Source organism: Pseudomonas sp. dw_612 (assembly GCF_018449725.1).
Lineage (GTDB): Bacteria > Pseudomonadota > Gammaproteobacteria > Pseudomonadales > Pseudomonadaceae > Aquipseudomonas.
The window spans coordinates 25,766-44,495 of the sequence record NZ_JAAVVC010000014.1 but is presented as its reverse complement, the minus strand read 5'-3'; the positions used below and the strand labels follow the sequence as shown (position 1 = coordinate 44,495).

At 60.5% G+C, this 18,730-nt stretch carries 15 protein-coding genes and 1 pseudogene; 12 read left to right on the top strand and 4 right to left on the bottom strand.

Annotation, left to right across the window (positions count from 1 at the left end; translation table 11 throughout):
- Nucleotides 1–49: 49 nt before the first annotated feature.
- Nucleotides 50–700, bottom strand: coding sequence for a GNAT family N-acetyltransferase (locus HB680_RS20600; protein WP_054053735.1), 651 nt, complete (start codon nucleotides 698–700; stop codon nucleotides 50–52).
- A 321-nt stretch (nucleotides 701–1,021) separates the two neighbouring features.
- On the opposite strand from HB680_RS20600, the gene xthA reads away from it, so the two are divergent.
- A complete protein-coding gene (xthA, locus tag HB680_RS20595) occupies nucleotides 1,022–1,834 on the top strand; it encodes an exodeoxyribonuclease III (RefSeq protein WP_213940352.1) in 813 nt (270 codons plus the stop codon).
- Nucleotides 1,835–2,026: 192 nt separating this feature from the next.
- A complete protein-coding gene (locus HB680_RS20590) occupies nucleotides 2,027–3,367 on the top strand; it encodes a phosphate ABC transporter substrate-binding/OmpA family protein (protein ID WP_213940351.1) in 1,341 nt (446 codons plus the stop codon).
- A gap of 114 nt (nucleotides 3,368–3,481) precedes the next feature.
- Here the strand turns inward: HB680_RS20590 and HB680_RS20585 are convergent, their stop codons facing one another.
- The gene (locus tag HB680_RS20585; RefSeq protein WP_213940350.1) at nucleotides 3,482–4,711 is read right to left on the bottom strand and encodes an acyl-CoA dehydrogenase; all 1,230 of its coding nucleotides are present in this window, start codon (nucleotides 4,709–4,711) and stop codon (nucleotides 3,482–3,484) included.
- Between the two features lie 153 nt (nucleotides 4,712–4,864).
- Here HB680_RS20585 and HB680_RS20580 point away from each other — a divergent pair, with 153 nt between their 5' ends.
- The 6 genes from HB680_RS20580 (at nucleotide 4,865) to HB680_RS20555 (ending at nucleotide 10,852) form a co-directional block, all read left to right on the top strand.
- The gene (locus HB680_RS20580; protein ID WP_213940349.1) at nucleotides 4,865–5,794 is read left to right on the top strand and encodes a LysR family transcriptional regulator; all 930 of its coding nucleotides are present in this window, start codon (nucleotides 4,865–4,867) and stop codon (nucleotides 5,792–5,794) included.
- 197 nt (nucleotides 5,795–5,991) lie between these two features.
- Nucleotides 5,992–6,393, top strand: a complete 402-nt coding sequence (locus HB680_RS20575) for a MerR family DNA-binding transcriptional regulator (protein ID WP_054053745.1) — start codon at nucleotides 5,992–5,994, stop codon at nucleotides 6,391–6,393.
- A 138-nt stretch (nucleotides 6,394–6,531) separates the two neighbouring features.
- Nucleotides 6,532–7,431 (top strand): hydroxymethylglutaryl-CoA lyase, encoded by a 900-nt coding sequence (locus HB680_RS20570; protein ID WP_213940348.1) that lies wholly within the window; start codon nucleotides 6,532–6,534, stop codon nucleotides 7,429–7,431.
- 635 nt (nucleotides 7,432–8,066) lie between these two features.
- Nucleotides 8,067–8,969 (top strand): LysR family transcriptional regulator, encoded by a 903-nt coding sequence (locus tag HB680_RS20565; RefSeq protein WP_213940347.1) that lies wholly within the window; start codon nucleotides 8,067–8,069, stop codon nucleotides 8,967–8,969.
- A 120-nt stretch (nucleotides 8,970–9,089) separates the two neighbouring features.
- Entirely contained in the window at nucleotides 9,090–9,842 is a 753-nt protein-coding gene (locus tag HB680_RS20560) for an SDR family oxidoreductase (protein ID WP_213940346.1), read from the top strand.
- A gap of 20 nt (nucleotides 9,843–9,862) precedes the next feature.
- Nucleotides 9,863–10,852, top strand: coding sequence for a zinc-dependent alcohol dehydrogenase family protein (locus HB680_RS20555; RefSeq protein ID WP_213940345.1), 990 nt, complete (start codon nucleotides 9,863–9,865; stop codon nucleotides 10,850–10,852).
- Nucleotides 10,853–10,859: 7 nt separating this feature from the next.
- Here the strand turns inward: HB680_RS20555 and HB680_RS32890 are convergent.
- Nucleotides 10,860–10,964, bottom strand: a pseudogene (locus HB680_RS32890) (metal ABC transporter ATP-binding protein); the annotation flags it as partial.
- Between the two features lie 13 nt (nucleotides 10,965–10,977).
- Nucleotides 10,978–12,675 carry an AMP-binding protein gene (locus tag HB680_RS20550; protein ID WP_213940344.1) on the bottom strand — a complete coding sequence of 566 codons (1,698 nt, stop codon included), beginning with the start codon at nucleotides 12,673–12,675 and terminating at the stop codon, nucleotides 10,978–10,980.
- 293 nt (nucleotides 12,676–12,968) lie between these two features.
- On the opposite strand from HB680_RS20550, the gene HB680_RS20545 reads away from it, so the two are divergent.
- The 4 genes from HB680_RS20545 (at nucleotide 12,969) to HB680_RS20530 (ending at nucleotide 18,711) form a co-directional block, all read left to right on the top strand.
- The gene (locus HB680_RS20545) at nucleotides 12,969–14,132 is read left to right on the top strand and encodes an isovaleryl-CoA dehydrogenase (protein ID WP_213940343.1); all 1,164 of its coding nucleotides are present in this window, start codon (nucleotides 12,969–12,971) and stop codon (nucleotides 14,130–14,132) included.
- 104 nt (nucleotides 14,133–14,236) lie between these two features.
- Nucleotides 14,237–15,841, top strand: a complete 1,605-nt coding sequence (locus tag HB680_RS20540; RefSeq protein ID WP_123598053.1) for a carboxyl transferase domain-containing protein — start codon at nucleotides 14,237–14,239, stop codon at nucleotides 15,839–15,841.
- A gap of 108 nt (nucleotides 15,842–15,949) precedes the next feature.
- Entirely contained in the window at nucleotides 15,950–16,762 is an 813-nt protein-coding gene (locus HB680_RS20535) for a gamma-carboxygeranoyl-CoA hydratase (protein WP_213940342.1), read from the top strand.
- Nucleotides 16,762–18,711, top strand: coding sequence for an acetyl/propionyl/methylcrotonyl-CoA carboxylase subunit alpha (locus HB680_RS20530; RefSeq protein WP_213940341.1), 1,950 nt, complete (start codon nucleotides 16,762–16,764; stop codon nucleotides 18,709–18,711). The genes HB680_RS20535 and HB680_RS20530 overlap by 1 nt, the downstream gene beginning before the upstream one ends.
- Nucleotides 18,712–18,730: the final 19 nt, after the last annotated feature.

Genomic DNA, 18,730 nt, shown 5'->3' with positions numbered 1-18,730 from the left:
ACGAGCTTGGGAGCGTGATAGAGCCTGGGGTGCCGGGAAAGTTCTACCTTTATGCCGTTGCTGTTTGTAACACCTGGGGATTGGCGTGGAAAAACACGTGCTCGCGGATCGGTCCTACCGCCACTTCACCGATTTCCTCATAGCCCTGACGCTTATAGAACTCCAGATAACGCGGATTCCCGGTGTCGAGGATCACCCCTTCCGAGTGCTCATCCACGGCGCACCAGTTGTGCACCGCTTGTAGCAGTTGCTCGCCGAAGTGTTTGCCCTGGAATTGCGGGTGAATCCCCAGCAATGGCAGCACATGCACGGCGTCGGACGGCACGCAGGCCGCGACCGCATCGTGGTATTCGAGGTAGCGCCGGGTGCAGCGGAACCCGGTGCTGAGCACCATGCGAAGGCGCCAGGCCCAGCTTTCGGTGATGCCCAACCGGCGTTGCGGCGGCGCGATCAAAGCGATGCCGATCAAGCGGTCGTTGACCAACAGGCCGATGGCCGGCAAATCCTGCAGGAAGTGTTGCTTGACCAGTTCACGCACCGTCGCCCGAACCCGTTGCTCGTATCCCGGGCGCTCGGCTTCGAACAGGTAGCCGAAGGTCGGCTCGTGGCGGTAAGCCTGGTACAGCAAGGAGCGTGCTTCGCGGGAGTAGCCGCTGTCGAGCATGTGGATATCGGCGATGGCGGTTGAGGTTTCAGGCATAACGGTAGATCTCCCCGGGGCACCGTTCAAATGACGGCGCTCTTCTGGTTACGAGCCTATAGCGCTGGCACAGTTCCTTGCTGATCCGAATCAGTGTTGCGACTCAAGCCGCCTTCGCGAGCAAGCCCGCTCCCACAAGGTATAGACCAGACTGAAGAAATTCGGCGTCGCTACCACGATCTAGTGTGGGAGCGGGCTTGCTCGCGAAGGGGCCCTTCCTGACAACATATCTCCTACCACCAAATGCGAATCCCCTCACCCCAACACTGGCCCCATTCCTACATGTCAGCTAGCATCGCCCTTTTGCCAGGACTGCCGACCATGAAGATCGTCTCCTTCAACATCAACGGGCTGCGCGCTCGCCCGCATCAGCTGGCGGCGCTGATTGAAAAGCATCAACCGGACGTCATCGGCCTGCAGGAAACCAAGGTCCACGACGACCAGTTCCCGCTGGCCGAGGTTCAGGCGCTGGGTTATCACGTGTATTTCCACGGCCAGAAAGGCCATTACGGCGTCGCCATTCTGTCGCGCCAGGAACCGCTGGCCCTGCACAAAGGCTTCGTGACCGATGAAGAAGACGCCCAGCGCCGCTTCATCTGGGGCACCTTCGCCGACGCCAACGGCGTGCCGGTGACGATCATGAACGGCTATTTCCCACAGGGCGAAAGCCGCGACCACCCGACCAAATTCCCGGCCAAGCAACGTTTCTACAACGATTTGCAGCACTTGCTGGAAAGCCAGTTCAGCAACGAACAGCCGGTGGTGGTCATGGGCGACGTGAACATTTCCCCGGAGGACTGCGACATCGGCATCGGCCCGGACAACATGAAACGCTGGCTGAAAACCGGCAAATGCAGCTTCCTGCCGGAAGAACGCGAGTGGATGGCGCGCCTGAAGAACTGGGGCCTGGTGGACAGCTTCCGCCACCTGAACCCGGACGTGGCCGACCGTTTCAGCTGGTTCGACTACCGCAGCCGTGGCTTTGAAGACGAACCGAAGCGGGGGCTGCGGATCGACGTGATCATGGCGTCCCACGGTTTGCTGCCACGGGTGAAGGATGCCGGGGTCGATTACGATTTGCGCGCGATGGAAAAACCATCGGATCATGCGCCGATCTGGCTTGAATTGAGCTGATATCCCAGGTTCTACACAAATCCACTGTGGGAGCGGGCTTGCTCGCGAAGGCGGAGTGTCAGTCGACACCTATATTGACTGACGCTCCGCCTTCGCGAGCAAGCCCGCTCCCACATTTGGAAAGCTGTCATCTTTCGGAAACCTTACTGACTTATTCTCCCGGCACTTCCTTTGGCTTATCAAGGTGCCGGCATGACGCTGCGCGTATTGTTCCTGTTAATGGTGTGTCTCAGCCTGCCGTTAACGGCCACCGCCAGCGATTTGCCGACGCCCGAACACGGCCCGGTCCTGCGCATCCAGGGCTCCAACACCATTGGTGCGGACCTTGGCCCGGCATTGGTCCAAGGGCTGATGCAGGAGCAAGGCCTGCTCAAGGTCCACAGCGAAACCCCGGACAAAGCCAACGAACAACGGATCGTCGGGCAAACCGCCCAAGGTCGGCGGGTGGTGGTTGACGTTGCGGCCCACGGTTCCAGCACCGGTTTTACCGCACTGAAAAATGCCAGCGCCGATCTCGCCGCCTCGTCGCGCCCGATCAAGGACAGCGAACTGGCGGACCTCAAATCCCTCGGCGATCTGAAAAGCCCCAATGCCGAACAAGTCATCGCCATCGATGGCCTGGCGATCATCCTTAACCCGCAAAATCCACTGAATCAGCTCAACACCGAACAACTGGCGCGGATCTTCAGCGGCGAGGCCAGCACGTGGGAAGAACTCGGCGGTATCGGTGGGACGATTCATCTGTATGCGCGGGATGATCAATCGGGCACCTACGACACGTTCAAGGAATTGGTCCTCAGTCGGCGTGGGAAAACTCTGAATAGCGCGGCGAAACGTTTCGAATCCAGCGAGCAATTGTCCGACGCGGTTGCCCTGGACCCGCAAGGCATCGGTTTCATCGGCCTGCCCTACGTGCGCCAGGCCAAAGCCGTGGCGATTGTCGACGGGCAATCCCAGGCGATGTTGCCACTCAACAGTTTGATTGCGACCGAGGACTATCCGCTGTCCCGGCGTTTGTTCTTTTACCTGCCGCCCAATGGGAAAAATCCCTGGGCCGAGGCGCTGGTCGCATTCGCGCAAAGCAACAAAGGCCAGGCGATTGTCGCGGCCAACGGTTTTATCGCCCAGACCGTGCAGGCGATGGCAGTCACCCCGAATGCGCTGATGCCCGAGGGCTATCAGGCCCTGAGTCGACATGCCCAGCGGTTGACGGTGAATTTTCGTTTCGAAGAAGGCAGTGCGAGCCTGGATAACAAAGCCCGGCAGGACCTGTCCCGAGTGCTCGACTATATAAAGCAGCACGACAAGACCAACCGTGAGGTGACGCTGGTGGGATTCGGCGATGCCAAGAGCGATCCGGCGCGGGCCGACTTGCTGTCGAAACTACGGGCGATGGCGGTCCGGCGGGAACTGGTGAAAAGCGGCGTGGTGTTTCGCGAGATTCGCGGCTTTGGCGCCGAGATGCCGGTGGCGGCGAACAGTGCGGATGAGGGGCGGATCAAAAATCGGCGGGTTGAGGTTTGGGTGTACTGATTCTGATGTTTCTGTATCGAGTGGGCGGACGCCATCGCGAGCAAGCTCGCTCCCACAGGGGAACGCATTCCAACTGTGGGAGCGAGCTTGCTCGCGATTGCAGGCGACGCGGTCTTAATGACTGCTACGCATCATCTCTTTCGGCACATATTTGCCGATCTCGAACTTGCCGATCGCCGCGCGGTGCACTTCGTCCGGGCCGTCGGCCAGGCGCAGAGTGCGTTGCATGGCGTACATGTAAGCCAGCGGAAAATCGTTGGACACCCCGGCCCCGCCATGGATCTGGATCGCCCGGTCAATCACGCGCAAGGCCACATTCGGTGCGACGACCTTGATCTGGGCGATTTCGCTCTTGGCAATTTTGTTACCCACGGTGTCCATCATGTAGGCGGCTTTCAACGTCAGCAGCCGCGCCATGTCGATTTCCATCCGTGAGTCGGCAATCTTGTCGATGTTGCCGCCCAGTCGCGCCAACGGTTTGCCGAACGCGGTACGGCTCACCGCCCGTTTGCACATCAGTTCCAGGGCGCGCTCGGCCATGCCGATCGAGCGCATGCAGTGGTGAATCCGGCCTGGGCCTAAGCGACCCTGGGCGATTTCGAAGCCGCGTCCTTCGCCCAACAGGACGTTTTCGTACGGCACCCGGACGTTTTCAAACAGCACTTCGGCGTGGCCGTGGGGTGCGTCGTCGTAACCGAATACTGGCAGCGGACGCACGATTTTTACGCCTGGGGTATCCACCGGTACCAGAATCATCGAGTGCTGGGCATGGCGCGGCGCATCGGGATCGCTCAGGCCCATGAAGATCAGGATCTTGCAGCGCGGGTCGCACGCGCCGGAGGTCCACCATTTCTTGCCGTTGATCACCCACTCGTCGCCATCGCGCACGGCGCGGGCGGCCATGTTGGTGGCGTCGGACGAGGCCACGTCCGGCTCGGTCATGGCAAACGCCGAGCGGATCTCGCCGCGCAACAGCGGTTCGAGGTAACGCTGCTTCTGTTCTTCGGTGGCGTAACGCACCAGCACTTCCATGTTGCCGGTGTCTGGCGCCGAGCAGTTGAACGGCTCCGGCCCCAGCAGCGAGCGGCCCATGATTTCGGCCAGGGGCGCGTATTCGAGGTTGGTCAGGCCGGCACCGAGTTCGGACTCAGGCAGAAACAAATTCCACAACCCTTCAGCCTTGGCCTTGAGTTTGAGTTCTTCCATGATCTCCGTCGGCTGCCAGCGATCGCCTTCGGCGACCTGACGCTCGAACACGGCTTCAGCGGGATAAACGTAGGTGTCCATGAACGCGGTCACGCGCTCACGCAGTTCTTGCACCTTCGGCGAATAAGCGAAATCCATGGGCAGCTACCTTCTTTTGGGAGGTTGTTCAGGGCATGCAATCGATGCTAGAACAGCGTTGATAATTTACCTAGCCTATTCTCGGCGTGTATTAACATTCATCACCGATATATGATCGGGTGATTGAGAGCCCAACAATAAGAGTGCAGCGCAATGAATCTGAGCAAGGTCGACCTCAACCTTTTCATCGTCTTCGACGCGATCTACACCGAAGCCAACCTGACCCGCGCCGGGCAGATTGTCGGCATTACCCAGCCTGCGGTCTCGAACGCTCTAGCCCGCCTGCGCGAGACCTTCAACGACCCGTTGTTCGTGCGCACCGCCCAAGGCATGGTGCCGACGCCGATGGCCCAGAACATCATCGGCCCGGTGCGCAACGCCCTGTCGCTGCTGCGGGTGTCGGTGCAGGAAAGCCGTATCTTCAACCCGTTGCAGGCGGTCAAGACCTACCGCATCAGCATGACCGACCTCACCGAAGCGGTGATCCTGCCACCGCTGTTCCAGCGCCTGCGCCGCCTCGCACCGACGGTAATCATCGAAAGCTTCTTGTCCAAGCGCCGCGAGACCACCAAGGAACTGGCGGCCGGTCGCCTCGACTTCGCGGTGGACGCGCCGCTCAACACCGACCCGCAAGTGCGCCATGTCAAGTTGATGGAAGACCGCTACGTGTGCGCCATGCGCAAGGGTCATCCGTTGGCGGGCAAAGAGAAATTCACCCTCGATGATTACTTGTCACTGACCCACATTCATATTTCCAGCCGCCGCAGTGGGTTGGGGCATGTCGATCTGGCGCTCGGGAAAATGGGCATTCAGCGCAAGATCGCCCTGCGCTCCCAGCATTATTTGATGGCGTCCCAGGTGTTGCAGCAGACCGACATGGTCATGACCGTGCCGGAGCGTTTTGCCCGTCGCCATGATCTGCAGGCGTTCAACCTGCCGGTGAATGATGTGCCGCCGGTGGAGACGCACCTGTACTGGCACGAAAGCACCGACCAGGACCCGGCCAACCGCTGGATGCGCGAGCAGATGATTGAGTTGTGCCAGCAGGTGACGGCGCATGAGAAGAAGCTCGATAAGGCGTAGGACGTTGTACCGCGTTATCGTTCTTCGCGGGCAAGCCTCGCTCCTACAGGTTTAGTGTCGTTCACGGAATTACCACACAACCTGTAGGAGCGAGGCTTGCCCGCGAAGAGGCCGGTAAGGACACCGACACCCCTGCCCCTTGACGTAAACGTCAACCTGCCATTAGCTTAGCGCCATGACCTTCTTCGAGCGCGCCCATGAGCAGCCAGACCTACAGCATTTCCGACCTCGCCCGCGAACTCGACATCACCACCCGGGCCATTCGCTTTTATGAAGAGCAAGGCCTGCTCAGCCCCGAGCGCCGAGGCCAGGAACGCATTTATTCGCCCCGGGACAAGGTCAGCCTGAAGCTGATCCTGCGAGGCAAGCGCATCGGTTTTTCTCTGGCCGAATGCCGCGAGCTGATCGAACTCTACGACCCCACCGGCGGCAATCAGAAACAACTGCAAACCATGCTGACCAAGATTGCCGAGCGTCGCGAGCAGCTTGAGCAACAGATGCTGGATATCGAGCAGATGAAGCTGGAACTGGATACGGCGCAGGAGCGCTGCACCCAGGCGTTGGAGCAGACGATCAAGAGTCAGGAAGCCATTCAATAACCAACGACGATCCCCTGTGGGAGCGGGCTTGCTCGCGAAAGCGGTTTCACATTCAACATTGATGTTGGCTGATAGACCGCCTTCGCGAGCAAGCCCGCTCCCACAGGGTTCTCGGAACATTTCAGAAGGTTCTTTGCCATGTCCCTCCCCACCCACGTACGCCTGATCGAAGTCGGCCCCCGCGACGGTCTGCAAAACGAAGCCCAGCCCATCAGCGTCGCGGACAAGGTGCGACTGGTCGACGCCTTGAGCGCCGCCGGCCTGGGCTATATAGAAGTCGGCAGTTTCGTGTCGCCCAAGTGGGTGCCGCAAATGGCCGGTTCCGCCGAGGTCTTCGCGCAGATCCAGCGCAAACCCGGTGTGACCTACGGGGCACTGGCGCCGAACCTGCGCGGGTTTGAAGACGCGATCGCCGCCGGGGTCAAGGAAGTCGCGGTGTTCGCGGCGGCATCCGAAGCGTTTTCCCAGCGCAATATCAACTGCTCGATCAGCGAAAGCCTGGCGCGCTTCGTGCCAATCATGGACGCAGCCAAACAGCATGGCGTGAGCGTGCGCGGTTACGTGTCCTGTGTGCTGGGCTGCCCTTATGAAGGTCACGTCGCGCCGGAAAAAGTGGCCCTGGTCGCCCGCGAGTTGTATGCGATGGGCTGCTACGAAGTCTCCCTCGGTGACACCATCGGCACCGGTACTGCCGGCGCGACTCGCCGGATGTTCGAAGTGGTCTCGGCGGACGTACCGCGCGACAAACTGGCCGGGCACTTCCACGACACCTACGGCCAGGCCATGGCCAACATCTACGCCAGTCTGCTCGAAGGCATCGCGGTGTTCGACAGCTCTATCGCCGGCCTCGGCGGCTGCCCCTACGCCAAGGGCGCCAGCGGTAACGTCGCCACCGAAGACGTGGTGTACCTGCTCAATGGCCTGGGGATCGAGACCGGTATCGACCTGGACGCCTTGATTCTCGCGGGCCAACAGATTTGCACCGTACTGGGCCGCCCGACCGGTTCGCGCGTGGCCAAGGCTCGCAGCGCCCAGTGAGGGCGCGGATGTGTCCAGGTGTTACCGCTGCGTAAAAAATGTGGGGGATAAGCGAGTAACACGGAAACAAATTGTCGGGGTTTCCCTGAGAGAAAAACCTTACAAAAACTCAACTTATTGATTTATAAGACTTTTAAAAACTTGGCACGGCTCCTGCTATCTCTATTGCATAACAAGAACAAAAAAAGCGGCAAACCTAATAAAAATAAGACGTAACGACTCTGACATAACAAAAACAACACGGCAGAGACGCAGCTAACAGATTTTTTTGGAGAAGGTGTGCTTTTCAGGGTGCTTTTCGGAGTAACCCGCAACCGGGCAGAGAACAATAAAACTACCTTCAGGTAGCTCCCGAACTGGTTGGATCGCTTGGCGAAAAAGTAGATCAGCGCTCAAAAAAATACGTTTGCTCTTGATCCCGGATGGGGATCGACAAAAACAGCGGTAAAGGGCCACGGTTGCCAAAAACAACAACAGACCGCCCCTCAATAATAAAAAAAGAGCACGCGCAACGACAAATTAAAGGGGAGCTTCGGCTCCCCTTTGTGCTTTCTGGCGTTTACCCTCCTCCTACACTCCTGCTGCCCTCGGTTTGCCGTTATCCTCTGGGCTTTTCCCAGTGAAGACCGACGTATATGGACATGTTCCAGGCCATGCAGATTTACACCCAAGTGGTCGACACCGGCAGTTTCAAAAATGCCGCCGACGCCCTGCAACTGCATCGACCCGCCATTACCAAAGCCATCCAGCAACTGGAAAAGACCCTCGAAGTCCGTCTGCTCAACCGCACCACGCGCAAAATCAGCATGACCGCCGAAGGCGAGCGCTTCTATGAACAGTGCTCGAAAATCCTCGGCGACGTCGCCTCGACCCTGGCCACGTTTTCCCATGACGCCGAAAGCCCGAAGGGAAAACTGCGCCTGGACTTGCCGGTCACACTGGCCAAAGCAGTGATCATCCCGGCGCTGCCGGCCTTTCGTGCCCGTTACCCGGACATCGAACTGGTGGTCGGCTGCGGTGATCAAGCAGTCGACATGATCAATGAAGGCATCGACTGCGTGGTGCGCCTGGGCGAGCTGTCGGACTCCAGCAGCATTGCCCGACGCATCGGCGCCGTGCCGATGCTGACCTGTGCGTCGCCGGCCTATCTGGCCCGTGAAGGAACACCCACCCAGCTCTCGGACCTGAACCGGCATCTGGCGGTGAATTACTTTTCCGGGCCCACGCGAAAAATCATGGACTGGCAGTTTGTGATTGACGGCGAAACGGTGCTCATCCGTTTGAAAAGCGGGATTCAAGTCAACGACTCCGAGGCCTTTCTCGCCTGCGGGCTGGCGGGGCTGGGTCTGGTGCATGGCTTGCAGTTGTCCTTGCAGCCGTTTCTGGACAGCGGCGAGTTGGTGGCGGTGCTGCCGCAATTGCAGGCGTTGCCGAAACCGATTTCGGTGCTGTACCCCAACAAACGCTATCTGGCGCCCAAGGTGAGGGTGTTCATCGATTGGCTGAGTGAACTGCTTCAGCACCAAGGTCTCGCCTGATCGATTGTTATCTTTTGGATAACAATGAAAACATCAGATCGCTATTTTTCTTTCTAATCCAGCCGCCTATCGTTCGCTCCATCGGTGCTCCCGCACCCGGACAACTCGATAGGAGGCCTCATGGACCTGAAACTCAACGGCAAGACCGCCCTGGTCACCGGCGCCAGCATGGGGCTGGGCCGGGCTATCTGCAAAACCCTCGCCGCTGAAGGCGTCCAGGTCATGGCGGTGGCCCGTAGCGGCGATCTGCTGCAAAGCCTGGCCGAAGAAATCCGGGACGCGGGCGGTCTCGTGCCATTGACCCTGATCCAGGATTTCGTCACCCCCGACGCGCCGCAACGCATTGCCGCCGCCGCGCTGGAACGACTGCAACATGTCGACATTCTGATCAACTGCGCCGGCGGCAGTCGCCCGATGGCCATCGATGCGCCGGAAAGTGAATGGATTGAGGGCATGACCCTGAATTTCGACCGCCATCGGCAACTGACCCAGCAATTGCTCGCGCAGTTCATCGAGCGCAAGAGCGGCACGATCATCAACATCAGCGGCAACCTGGAACCGGAAGTGGTGAATGCCGCCATCGTCGCCAAGGCCGGGTTGGTGGCGTGGTCCAAAGGGCTTTCGGAGCAGCTGGGCCAGTACGGCGTCACCGTCAATTGCGTACAGCCGGGCCTGATCGACACAGCGCAAATCCGCCGCCTCTACCCCGGCGACGCCCGGCGCGAATTCGCCGAACGCAACATCGCCCTCGGCGATTTCGGTGAGCCGATTGACGTGGCCAATGCCGTGACCTTCCTCGCCTCGCCCCTGGCGCACTACATCACCGGAACCATCGTGACCGTCGACGGCGGTATGCGCGGTTACTCGTTCTGATCGGATTCAAGGAGATTTCCATGGCACGTATCGTCCGTTTTCACGCCACCGGAGGTGCGGAAGTCCTACGCATCGAAGACATTGAAGTCGCGACGCCCAAGGTCGGCGAAGTGCAGATCGAGGTCAAGGCACTGGGCATCAACCGCGCCGAAGTCATGTACCGCGCTGGGCAATACACCTTTGAGCCGAGATTCCCGGCGATCCTCGGCTATGAAGCCGCCGGCCGGGTACGCGCCGTTGGCGAGGGTGTCGAAGGGTTTGCCGTGGGCGATGCGGTGAGCGTGATTCCGGCGTTTTCTTTCAGCGACTATGGAATGTACGGCGAAGTGGTCAATGCGCCGGTGCACGCAGTGGTCAAACATCCGCCGCTGTTGTCGTTCGAGGAAGCGGCGGCGACCTGGATGATGTTTGTCACCGCTTACGGCGCGCTGGTGGAGTTCGGCGACTTGAAGGCTGGCGAGACCGTTTTGATTCGCGCCGCTTCCAGCAGCGTCGGTCTGGCGGCGATTCAGATCGCCAACCTGCTGGGCGCGGTGCCGATTGCGCTGACCCGCACCCGGGAAAAACGCCAGGCCCTCTTTGCCGCCGGTGCTGCCCATGTGATTGCCATCGACGAAGATGATTTGGTCGCCGAGGTGATGAGCCTCACTCGCGGCCACGGTGCCCGCATCGCCTTCGACCCGGTGGGCGGCCCGCAGGTGAGCACCCTCCTCAGCGCGATGAGCCTGCAAGGGACCTACTTTCAATATGGCGCACTGGATATGCGGGACATGTCGGTGCGGGTCATGGATCTTCTCGGCAAACACCTGACGCTGCGCGGTTATGAGTTGTTCGAAATTACCCAGGACCCGGTACGGCTGGAGAGGGCCAAGGGTTTCATTCTTGATGGGATCAACAGCGGCAAGCTGCGACCGGTGATCGGGCAGGTGTTTGCGTTTGAGGATATTGCGGTGGCGCATCGGTTTATGGAGTCTAATCAGCAGATCGGGAAGATAGTCGTCACCCTGTAAATCCCGGGCTGGGCCCATACCTCTGTGGGAGCGGGCTTGCTCGCGAATGCGGTTTGTCATTCAACATTGATGTCGACTGACCCGGCGCATTCGCGAGCAAGCCCGCTCCCACAGGGGGATTGTGTTTAGCCTTGGTTTTCGCGGAGTTCCTCGATACTGATCTCGCGCATCCGGAATTTCTGGATCTTGCCGGTCACGGTCATCGGAAACTCTTCCACGAATTTGAAATAACGCGGTGTCTTGAAGTGCGCGATGCGCGATTTGCACCAGGTTTTCAGCTCTTCTTCGGTTGCGCTATGACCGGGGTGAAACTTGATCCAGGCCACGATTTCTTCGCCGTAGCGCGAGCAGGGAATGCCGATCACTTGCACGTCCGCCACCGCCGGGTGAGTGAAAAAGAACTCTTCCAGCTCTCGTGGGTAAACATTCTCACCGCCGCGGATGATCATGTCCTTGTTGCGCCCGGCGATGCACACGTAACCCTCGTCGTTCATGCTCGCCAGGTCGCCGGTGTGCATCCAGCCGGCCTGATCGATGGCTTCAGCCGTGCCTTGCGGGTTGTTCCAGTAGCCGAGCATCACGCTGTAGCCACGGGTGCACAGTTCGCCAATGGTGCCACGCGGCACCAGATTGCCGGCTTCATCGATGATTTTGCTTTCCAGTTGCGGCTGGGTGCGGCCGACGGTGGTGACGCGCAATTCCAGTTCGTCTGACGGACCGGTCTGTAAAGACACCGGACTTGTTTCCGTCATGCCGTAGGCAATTTGCACTTCGCTCATGTGCATCTCGTTGATGACCCGGCGCATCACCTCGATCGGGCAGGTCGCCCCGGCCATGATCCCGGTGCGCAGGGTCGACAGATCGAAGTCCGCGCGTTGCGGTTGGTCGAGCATGGCGATGAACATGGTCGGTACGCCGTAGAGCGCGGTGGCTTTTTCTTCGGCGACGGTGGTCAGGGTCTGCAGCGGATCGAAGGCATCGTTGGGGTAAATCATCGTGCTGCCATGGGTGATGCAGCCGAGATTGCCCATGACCATGCCGAAGCAGTGGTACAGCGGCACCGGGATCACCAGTCGATCATCGGCGGTCAGGCCCAGACTTTCGCCGACCATGTAACCGTTGTTGAGGATGTTGTAGTGGCTGAGGGTCGCGCCCTTGGGGAAACCGGTGGTACCGGAGGTGTACTGGATGTTCACCGCTTGGTCGAAATGCAGGCTGTGTTGACGTTCGCTTAACTGCTCGACCGAAACGCTGGCGGCGAGATCCGTCAGTTGCGACCACGGTAGAAAACCCGAGGGCGGCTGGGCGTCGAGGCTGATCACACCGCGCAAGTCCGGCAGGCGTTCGCTCTGCAATTGACCGATGGATTGCTCCGTTAATTCCGGCACCAGCCCTTGCAGCATCGCGTGATAGTCGGAGGTCTTGAACGCCCCCGCGCAGACCAGCCATTGGCAGCCGGACTGCTTCAACACGTATTCGAGTTCGGAGCTGCGGTAGGCCGGGTTGATGTTGACCAGGATCACGCCGATTTTCGCGCTGGCGAACTGGCTGATACACCACTGCGCGCAGTTCGGCGTCCAGATGCCGAGGCGATCGCCAGTCTGCAAACCCAGCGCCAACAGTGCCCGGGCGTGCAGGTCCACGGTGTCGGCCAGTTGCTGCCAGGTGTAACGCAGCTTTTGATGACGCACGACCAACGCTTCGCCGTCCGGGTACTGCGCGACCGTGTGATCGAACTGCTCTGCGATGGTCATCGCCAGCAAGGCTTTGTCCTGGGAACCGCGGGTATAGCTGCGCTGCGGGTTTGCACTGGGTTGATCCATGACGACCCCTATTGTCTTTATTTGTGGGTTGCCGACGTTCACCTGTGGGAGCGGGCTTGCTCGCGAAGGCGCCGTGTCAGCTGACATTACTTTGACTGACACACCGCTTTCGCGAGCAAGCCCGCTCCCACAGGGTTGGTCCGCTTTCTATCTTGAACTGGCCCTACTCTCGCTCAAGTTGACGTTAACGTAAAGGGTGATTGACAGCCATTCGTCACAGGCTTACGTTAACGTAAAGGTGAGAAGTGAATCGCTGCCCTCCCGACCCCTACAAAAAAGCCAAAAGGTGACCCATGAGCTATCCATCCCTGAACTTCGCCCTCGGTGAAACCATCGACATGCTGCGCGATCAGGTCCAGTCCTTCGTCGCCAAAGAGATCGCCCCGCGCGCCGCTCAGATCGACATCGACAACCTGTTCCCCGCGGACCTGTGGCGCAAATTCGGTGACATGGGCCTGCTCGGCGTCACCGTGCCGGAAGAGTACGGCGGCGCTGGCCTGGGTTACCTGGCCCACGTGGTGATCATGGAAGAAATCAGCCGTGGCTCGGCCTCGGTGGCGTTGTCCTACGGAGCGCATTCCAATCTCTGCGTCAACCAGATCAACCGCAACGGCAATCACGAACAGAAAACCAAATACCTGCCCAAACTGATCAGCGGCGAGCACATCGGCGCCCTGGCCATGAGCGAACCGAACGCCGGTTCCGACGTGGTCTCGATGAAACTACGTGCCGACAAACGCGGCGATCACTACGTCCTCAACGGCAGCAAAACCTGGATCACCAACGGCCCCGACGCCAACACCTACGTGATCTACGCCAAAACCGACCTGGAAAAAGGCCCCCACGGCATCACCGCGTTTATCGTCGAGCGCGATTCCAAGGGTTTCAGCCGCAGCAACAAATTCGACAAACTCGGCATGCGCGGCTCCAACACCTGCGAGCTGTTCTTCGATGACGTCGAAGTGCCGGAAGAAAACATCCTCGGCGTGCTCAACGGCGGCGTGAAAGTGCTGATGAGCGGCCTCGATTACGAACGTGTCGTGCTCTCGGGCGGCCCGACCGGGATCATGCAGGCGTGCATGGACCTGATCGTGCCGTACATCCACGACCGCAAGCAGTTTGGCCAGAGCATCGGCGAATTCCAGCTGATCCAGGGCAAAGTCGCCGACATGTACACCCAACTCAACGCCAGCCGCGCCTACCTCTACGCGGTGGCCCAGGCCTGCGAACGCGGCGAAACCACGCGCAAGGACGCGGCCGGCGTGATCCTCTACAGCGCCGAACGCGCCACGCAAATGGCCCTCGACGCGATCCAGATTCTCGGTGGCAACGGCTACATCAACGAATTCCCGGCCGGACGTCTGCTGCGTGACGCCAAGTTGTACGAAATCGGCGCTGGCACCAGTGAGATCCGTCGCATGCTGATCGGTCGCGAACTGTTCAACGAAACGAAATAAATTTCGTCAGCGGCAGGCGGCAAGTTTCAAGCTGCAAGAGGACCGCGCTCTTGCTTCAGCTTGTGGCTTGTGGCTTGCAACTCGAAGCTGCTACGGAGTAGCCCATGATTCTGCATACCCAGCTCAACCCCCGTTCGGCGGAGTTCGCCGCCAACAGCGCGGCGATGCTCACCCAGGTCGACGCCCTGCACACCCTGCTCGCCCAAGTGCAGCAAGGTGGCGGCCCGAAGGCGCAAGAACGTCACACGTCCCGGGGCAAATTGTTGCCCCGTGAGCGGATCAATCGCCTGCTCGATCCAGGTTCGCCGTTTCTGGAAATCAGCCAACTCGCGGCGTACGCGGTGTATGGCGAAGACGTCCCGGCGGCCGGTGTAATTGCCGGGATCGGCCGAGTTGAAGGCGTCGAATGCATGATCGTCGCCAACGACGCCACGGTGAAAGGTGGGTCGTATTACCCGCTGACCGTGAAAAAACACCTGCGCGCCCAGACCATCGCCCAGCAAAACCGCTTGCCGTGCATCTACCTGGTGGACTCCGGCGGCGCCAACCTGCCGCGTCAGGATGAAGTGTTTCCGGACCGCGAGCACTTCGGGCGGATCTTCTTCAACCAGGCCAACATGAGCGCCATGGGTATTCCGCAAATTGCCGTGGTGATGGGCTCATGCACTGCCGGCGGCGCGTATGTGCCGGCCATGGCCGACGAAGCGATCATGGTGCGCAACCAAGCGACGATTTTCCTCGCCGGCCCGCCGCTGGTGAAAGCCGCGACCGGTGAAGTGGTCAGCGCCGAGGATCTGGGCGGGGCCGATGTGCACTGCAAGATTTCCGGGGTCGCCGACCATTACGCCGAAAGCGACGAACACGCCCTCGCCCTGGCCCGACGCAGCGTTGCCAACCTCAACTGGCGCAAGCTCGGCGAGCTGCAACAACGCACGCCAATCGCGCCGCTGTACAGCAGCGACGAGTTGTATGGTGTGGTGTCGGCCGATGCCAAGCAGCCGTTCGACGTGCGCGAAGTCATCGCGCGACTGGTCGACGGCTCGGTGTTCGATGAATTCAAGGCGTTGTTCGGGACGACCCTGGTGTGCGGCTTTGCCCACTTGCACGGTTACCCGATCGCAATTCTCGCCAACAACGGCATCTTGTTCGCCGAAGCTGCGCAGAAAGGCGCGCACTTTATCGAACTGGCCTGCCAGCGCGGCATTCCATTGCTGTTCCTGCAGAACATCACCGGTTTCATGGTCGGGCAGAAATACGAGGCTGGCGGCATCGCCAAGCACGGCGCAAAACTGGTGACCGCCGTGGCGTGCGCCAAGGTGCCGAAATTCACCGTGATCATCGGCGGCAGCTTCGGCGCCGGTAACTACGGCATGTGCGGGCGGGCTTACGATCCGCGCTTCCTGTGGATGTGGCCGAACGCGCGCATCGGCGTGATGGGTGCCGAGCAGGCGGCTGGCGTATTGGTGCAGGTCAAGCGCGAGCAGGCCGAGCGCAGTGGCCAGGCTTTCAGCGCTGAACAGGAAGCCGAGATCAAGCAGCCAATCCTCGATCAATACGAAGAGCAGGGTCACCCCTACTACTCCAGCGCACGGCTGTGGGACGACGGCGTCATCGACCCGGCGCAGACCCGCGATGTATTGGCCCTGGCCCTGTCCGCGTCGCTGAACGCACCAATCGAACCGAGCCGCTTCGGCGTGTTCCGGATGTGATTTTCTGTGGGTGCGGGCTTGTGTGGCGAGGGAGCTTGCTCCCGTTCGATTGCGAAGCAATCGCCATCCCCGGCAATCCCCCCACAAGAGTTGTGGAGACGGACCAATATGAGCGACTTCAACACCCTCGAACTGCTGACCGACCCGCGAGGTTTCGCGACCCTGTGGCTCAGCCGTGAAGAAAAGAACAACGCGTTCAACGCCGAGATGATCCGCGAACTGATCCTCGCCCTGGACAAGGTCTCGGGCGATGCCAGCCTGCGGTTTTTGCTGGTGCGTGGACGCGGCAAGCATTTCAGCGCCGGCGCCGACCTGGCCTGGATGCAGCAATCCGCCGAACTCGATTATCACACCAACCTCGACGACGCCCGGGAACTGGCGGAGCTGATGTACAACCTCGCCAAGCTGAAAATCCCGACCTTGGCCGTAGTCCAAGGCGCCGCGTATGGCGGCGCGCTGGGCCTGATCAGTTGCTGCGACATGGCGATTGGTGCCGATGACGCGCAGTTCTGCCTGTCGGAAGTGCGCATCGGCCTGGCGCCGGCGGTGATCAGCCCGTTCGTGGTGCAAGCCATCGGCGAGCGCGCGGCACGGCGTTATGCCCTGACCGCCGAGCGTTTCGGTGGGCAACGGGCACGGGAAATCGGCTTGTTGTCGGAGAGTTATCCGGTGGCGGAACTGGAGCAGAAAGTCGAGCAATGGATCGACAACCTGCTGCTCAACAGCCCGGCGGCTATGCGCACCAGCAAAGACTTGCTGCGTGAAGTCGGCCACGGCGCGCTGACCCCGGCCCTGCGTCGCTACACGGAAAACGCCATTGCGCGCATTCGCGTCAGCCCGGAAGGCCAGGAAGGCCTGCGCGCCTTTTTGCAAAAACGTCCGCCGAACTGGCAAGCCGAAACCACCAAGGAGGCGCGTTGATGAGCGCACCTGTTCTCACCACCCTGCTGGTGGCCAACCGTGGCGAGATTGCCTGCCGCGTGATGCGCACCGCCAAAGCTCTGGGCCTGACCACCGTCGCCGTGCACAGCGCCACCGACCGTGACGCCCGGCACAGTCGCGAAGCGGATATTCGCGTGGACCTGGGCGGTAGCAAAGCCGCCGACAGCTACCTGCAAATCGACAAACTGATCGCTGCGGCCAAGGCCAGCGGCGCCCAGGCGATTCATCCGGGTTATGGTTTTTTGTCCGAGAACGCCGGATTCGCCCGCGCCATTGAAGAAGCCGGCCTGATTTTCCTTGGCCCGCCCGCCTCCGCCATCGATGCGATGGGCAGCAAATCTGCGGCCAAAGCCTTGATGGAAACCGCCGGTGTGCCGCTCGTGCCGGGTTACCACGGCGAAGCCCAGGACCTCGACACCTTCCGCGACGCCTGCGAACGCATCGGCTATCCGGTGCTGCTCAAGGCCACTGCCGGCGGCGGCGGTAAAGGCATGAAAGTCGTCGAGGACGTCAGCCAATTGGCCGAAGCCCTGGCCTCGGCCCAGCGTGAAGCGCAATCGTCATTCGGCGATTCGCGGATGTTGGTCGAAAAGTACCTGCTAAAGCCGCGTCACGTGGAAATCCAGGTGTTTGCCGATCAACACGGCAACTGCCTGTACCTGAATGAACGGGACTGCTCGATCCAGCGCCGGCATCAGAAAGTCGTCGAGGAAGCCCCGGCCCCAGGGTTGAGCGCGGAACAGCGGCGGGCCATGGGCGAAGCGGCGGTGCGTTCGGCCCAGGCCATCGGCTACGTCGGCGCGGGTACGGTGGAGTTTCTGCTGGATGCCCGTGGCGAGTTCTTCTTTATGGAGATGAACACGCGCCTGCAAGTCGAGCACCCGGTCACCGAAGCGATCACCGGTCTGGACCTGGTCGCTTGGCAGATTCGCGCGGCGCGGGGTGAAGCGTTACCGATGACCCAGGCTGAAGTGCCGCTGATCGGTCACGCGATTGAAGTGCGTTTGTACGCAGAAGATCCGGGCAACGATTTCCTGCCGGCCACCGGACGCCTGGCGTTGTATCGCGAATCCACCCCGGGTCCGGGACGTCGCGTGGACAGCGGCGTCGAGGAAGGCGATGAGATTTCTCCGTTCTATGATCCGATGCTCGGCAAGTTGATTGCCTGGGGCGAGGACCGTGAACAGGCGCGCCTGCGGTTGTTGAGCATGCTCGACGAATTCGCCATCGGCGGACTCAAGACCAACATCAACTTCCTGCGCCGGATCATCGGCCATCCTGCATTCGCGGCGGCAGAGCTGGATACCGGGTTCATTCCCCGTTATCAGGAGCAACTGTTGCCAGCACCTGCGGACCTCAGCGATGAGTTCTGGCTAGCGGCGGCCCAGGGGTTTGCGCAGAGTCAGCCGTCGGTGTCCCGTGCCGATGACATGAGTTCGCCGTGGGCGATCAACAGTGGTTTGCGCGCCGGATTGCCGAAGGAAATCACCCTGCACCTGAGCTGCGAGGGGCAGGATCGCGCGTTGACCCTGGGCGATGTGAGTACCGCGCAGCTCAGGGGCGAACAACTGCTGACCGAGCACAACGGCGTGCGCCGCCAGCATCGGGCGATCCGCCGTGGCGACGCTCTGTACCTGCAATGGGACGGTGAACTGCGCCGGGTCGAAACCTACGATCCGATTGCAGCGGTCGAATCCAGCCACAGCCATCAGGGCGGCCTGACCGCGCCGATGAATGGCAGCATTGTTCGCGTGTTGGTGGAGGCCGGACAAACGGTCGAAGCCGGGGCGCAACTGGTGGTGCTGGAAGCGATGAAGATGGAGCACAGCATTCGCGCGCCCCATGCGGGAGTGATCAAGGCCTTGTACTGCCAGGAAGGCGAGATGGTCAGTGAAGGCAGTGCATTGGTGGAGTTGGAAGAAGCGTGAAATGAAGATCGGTCCTACG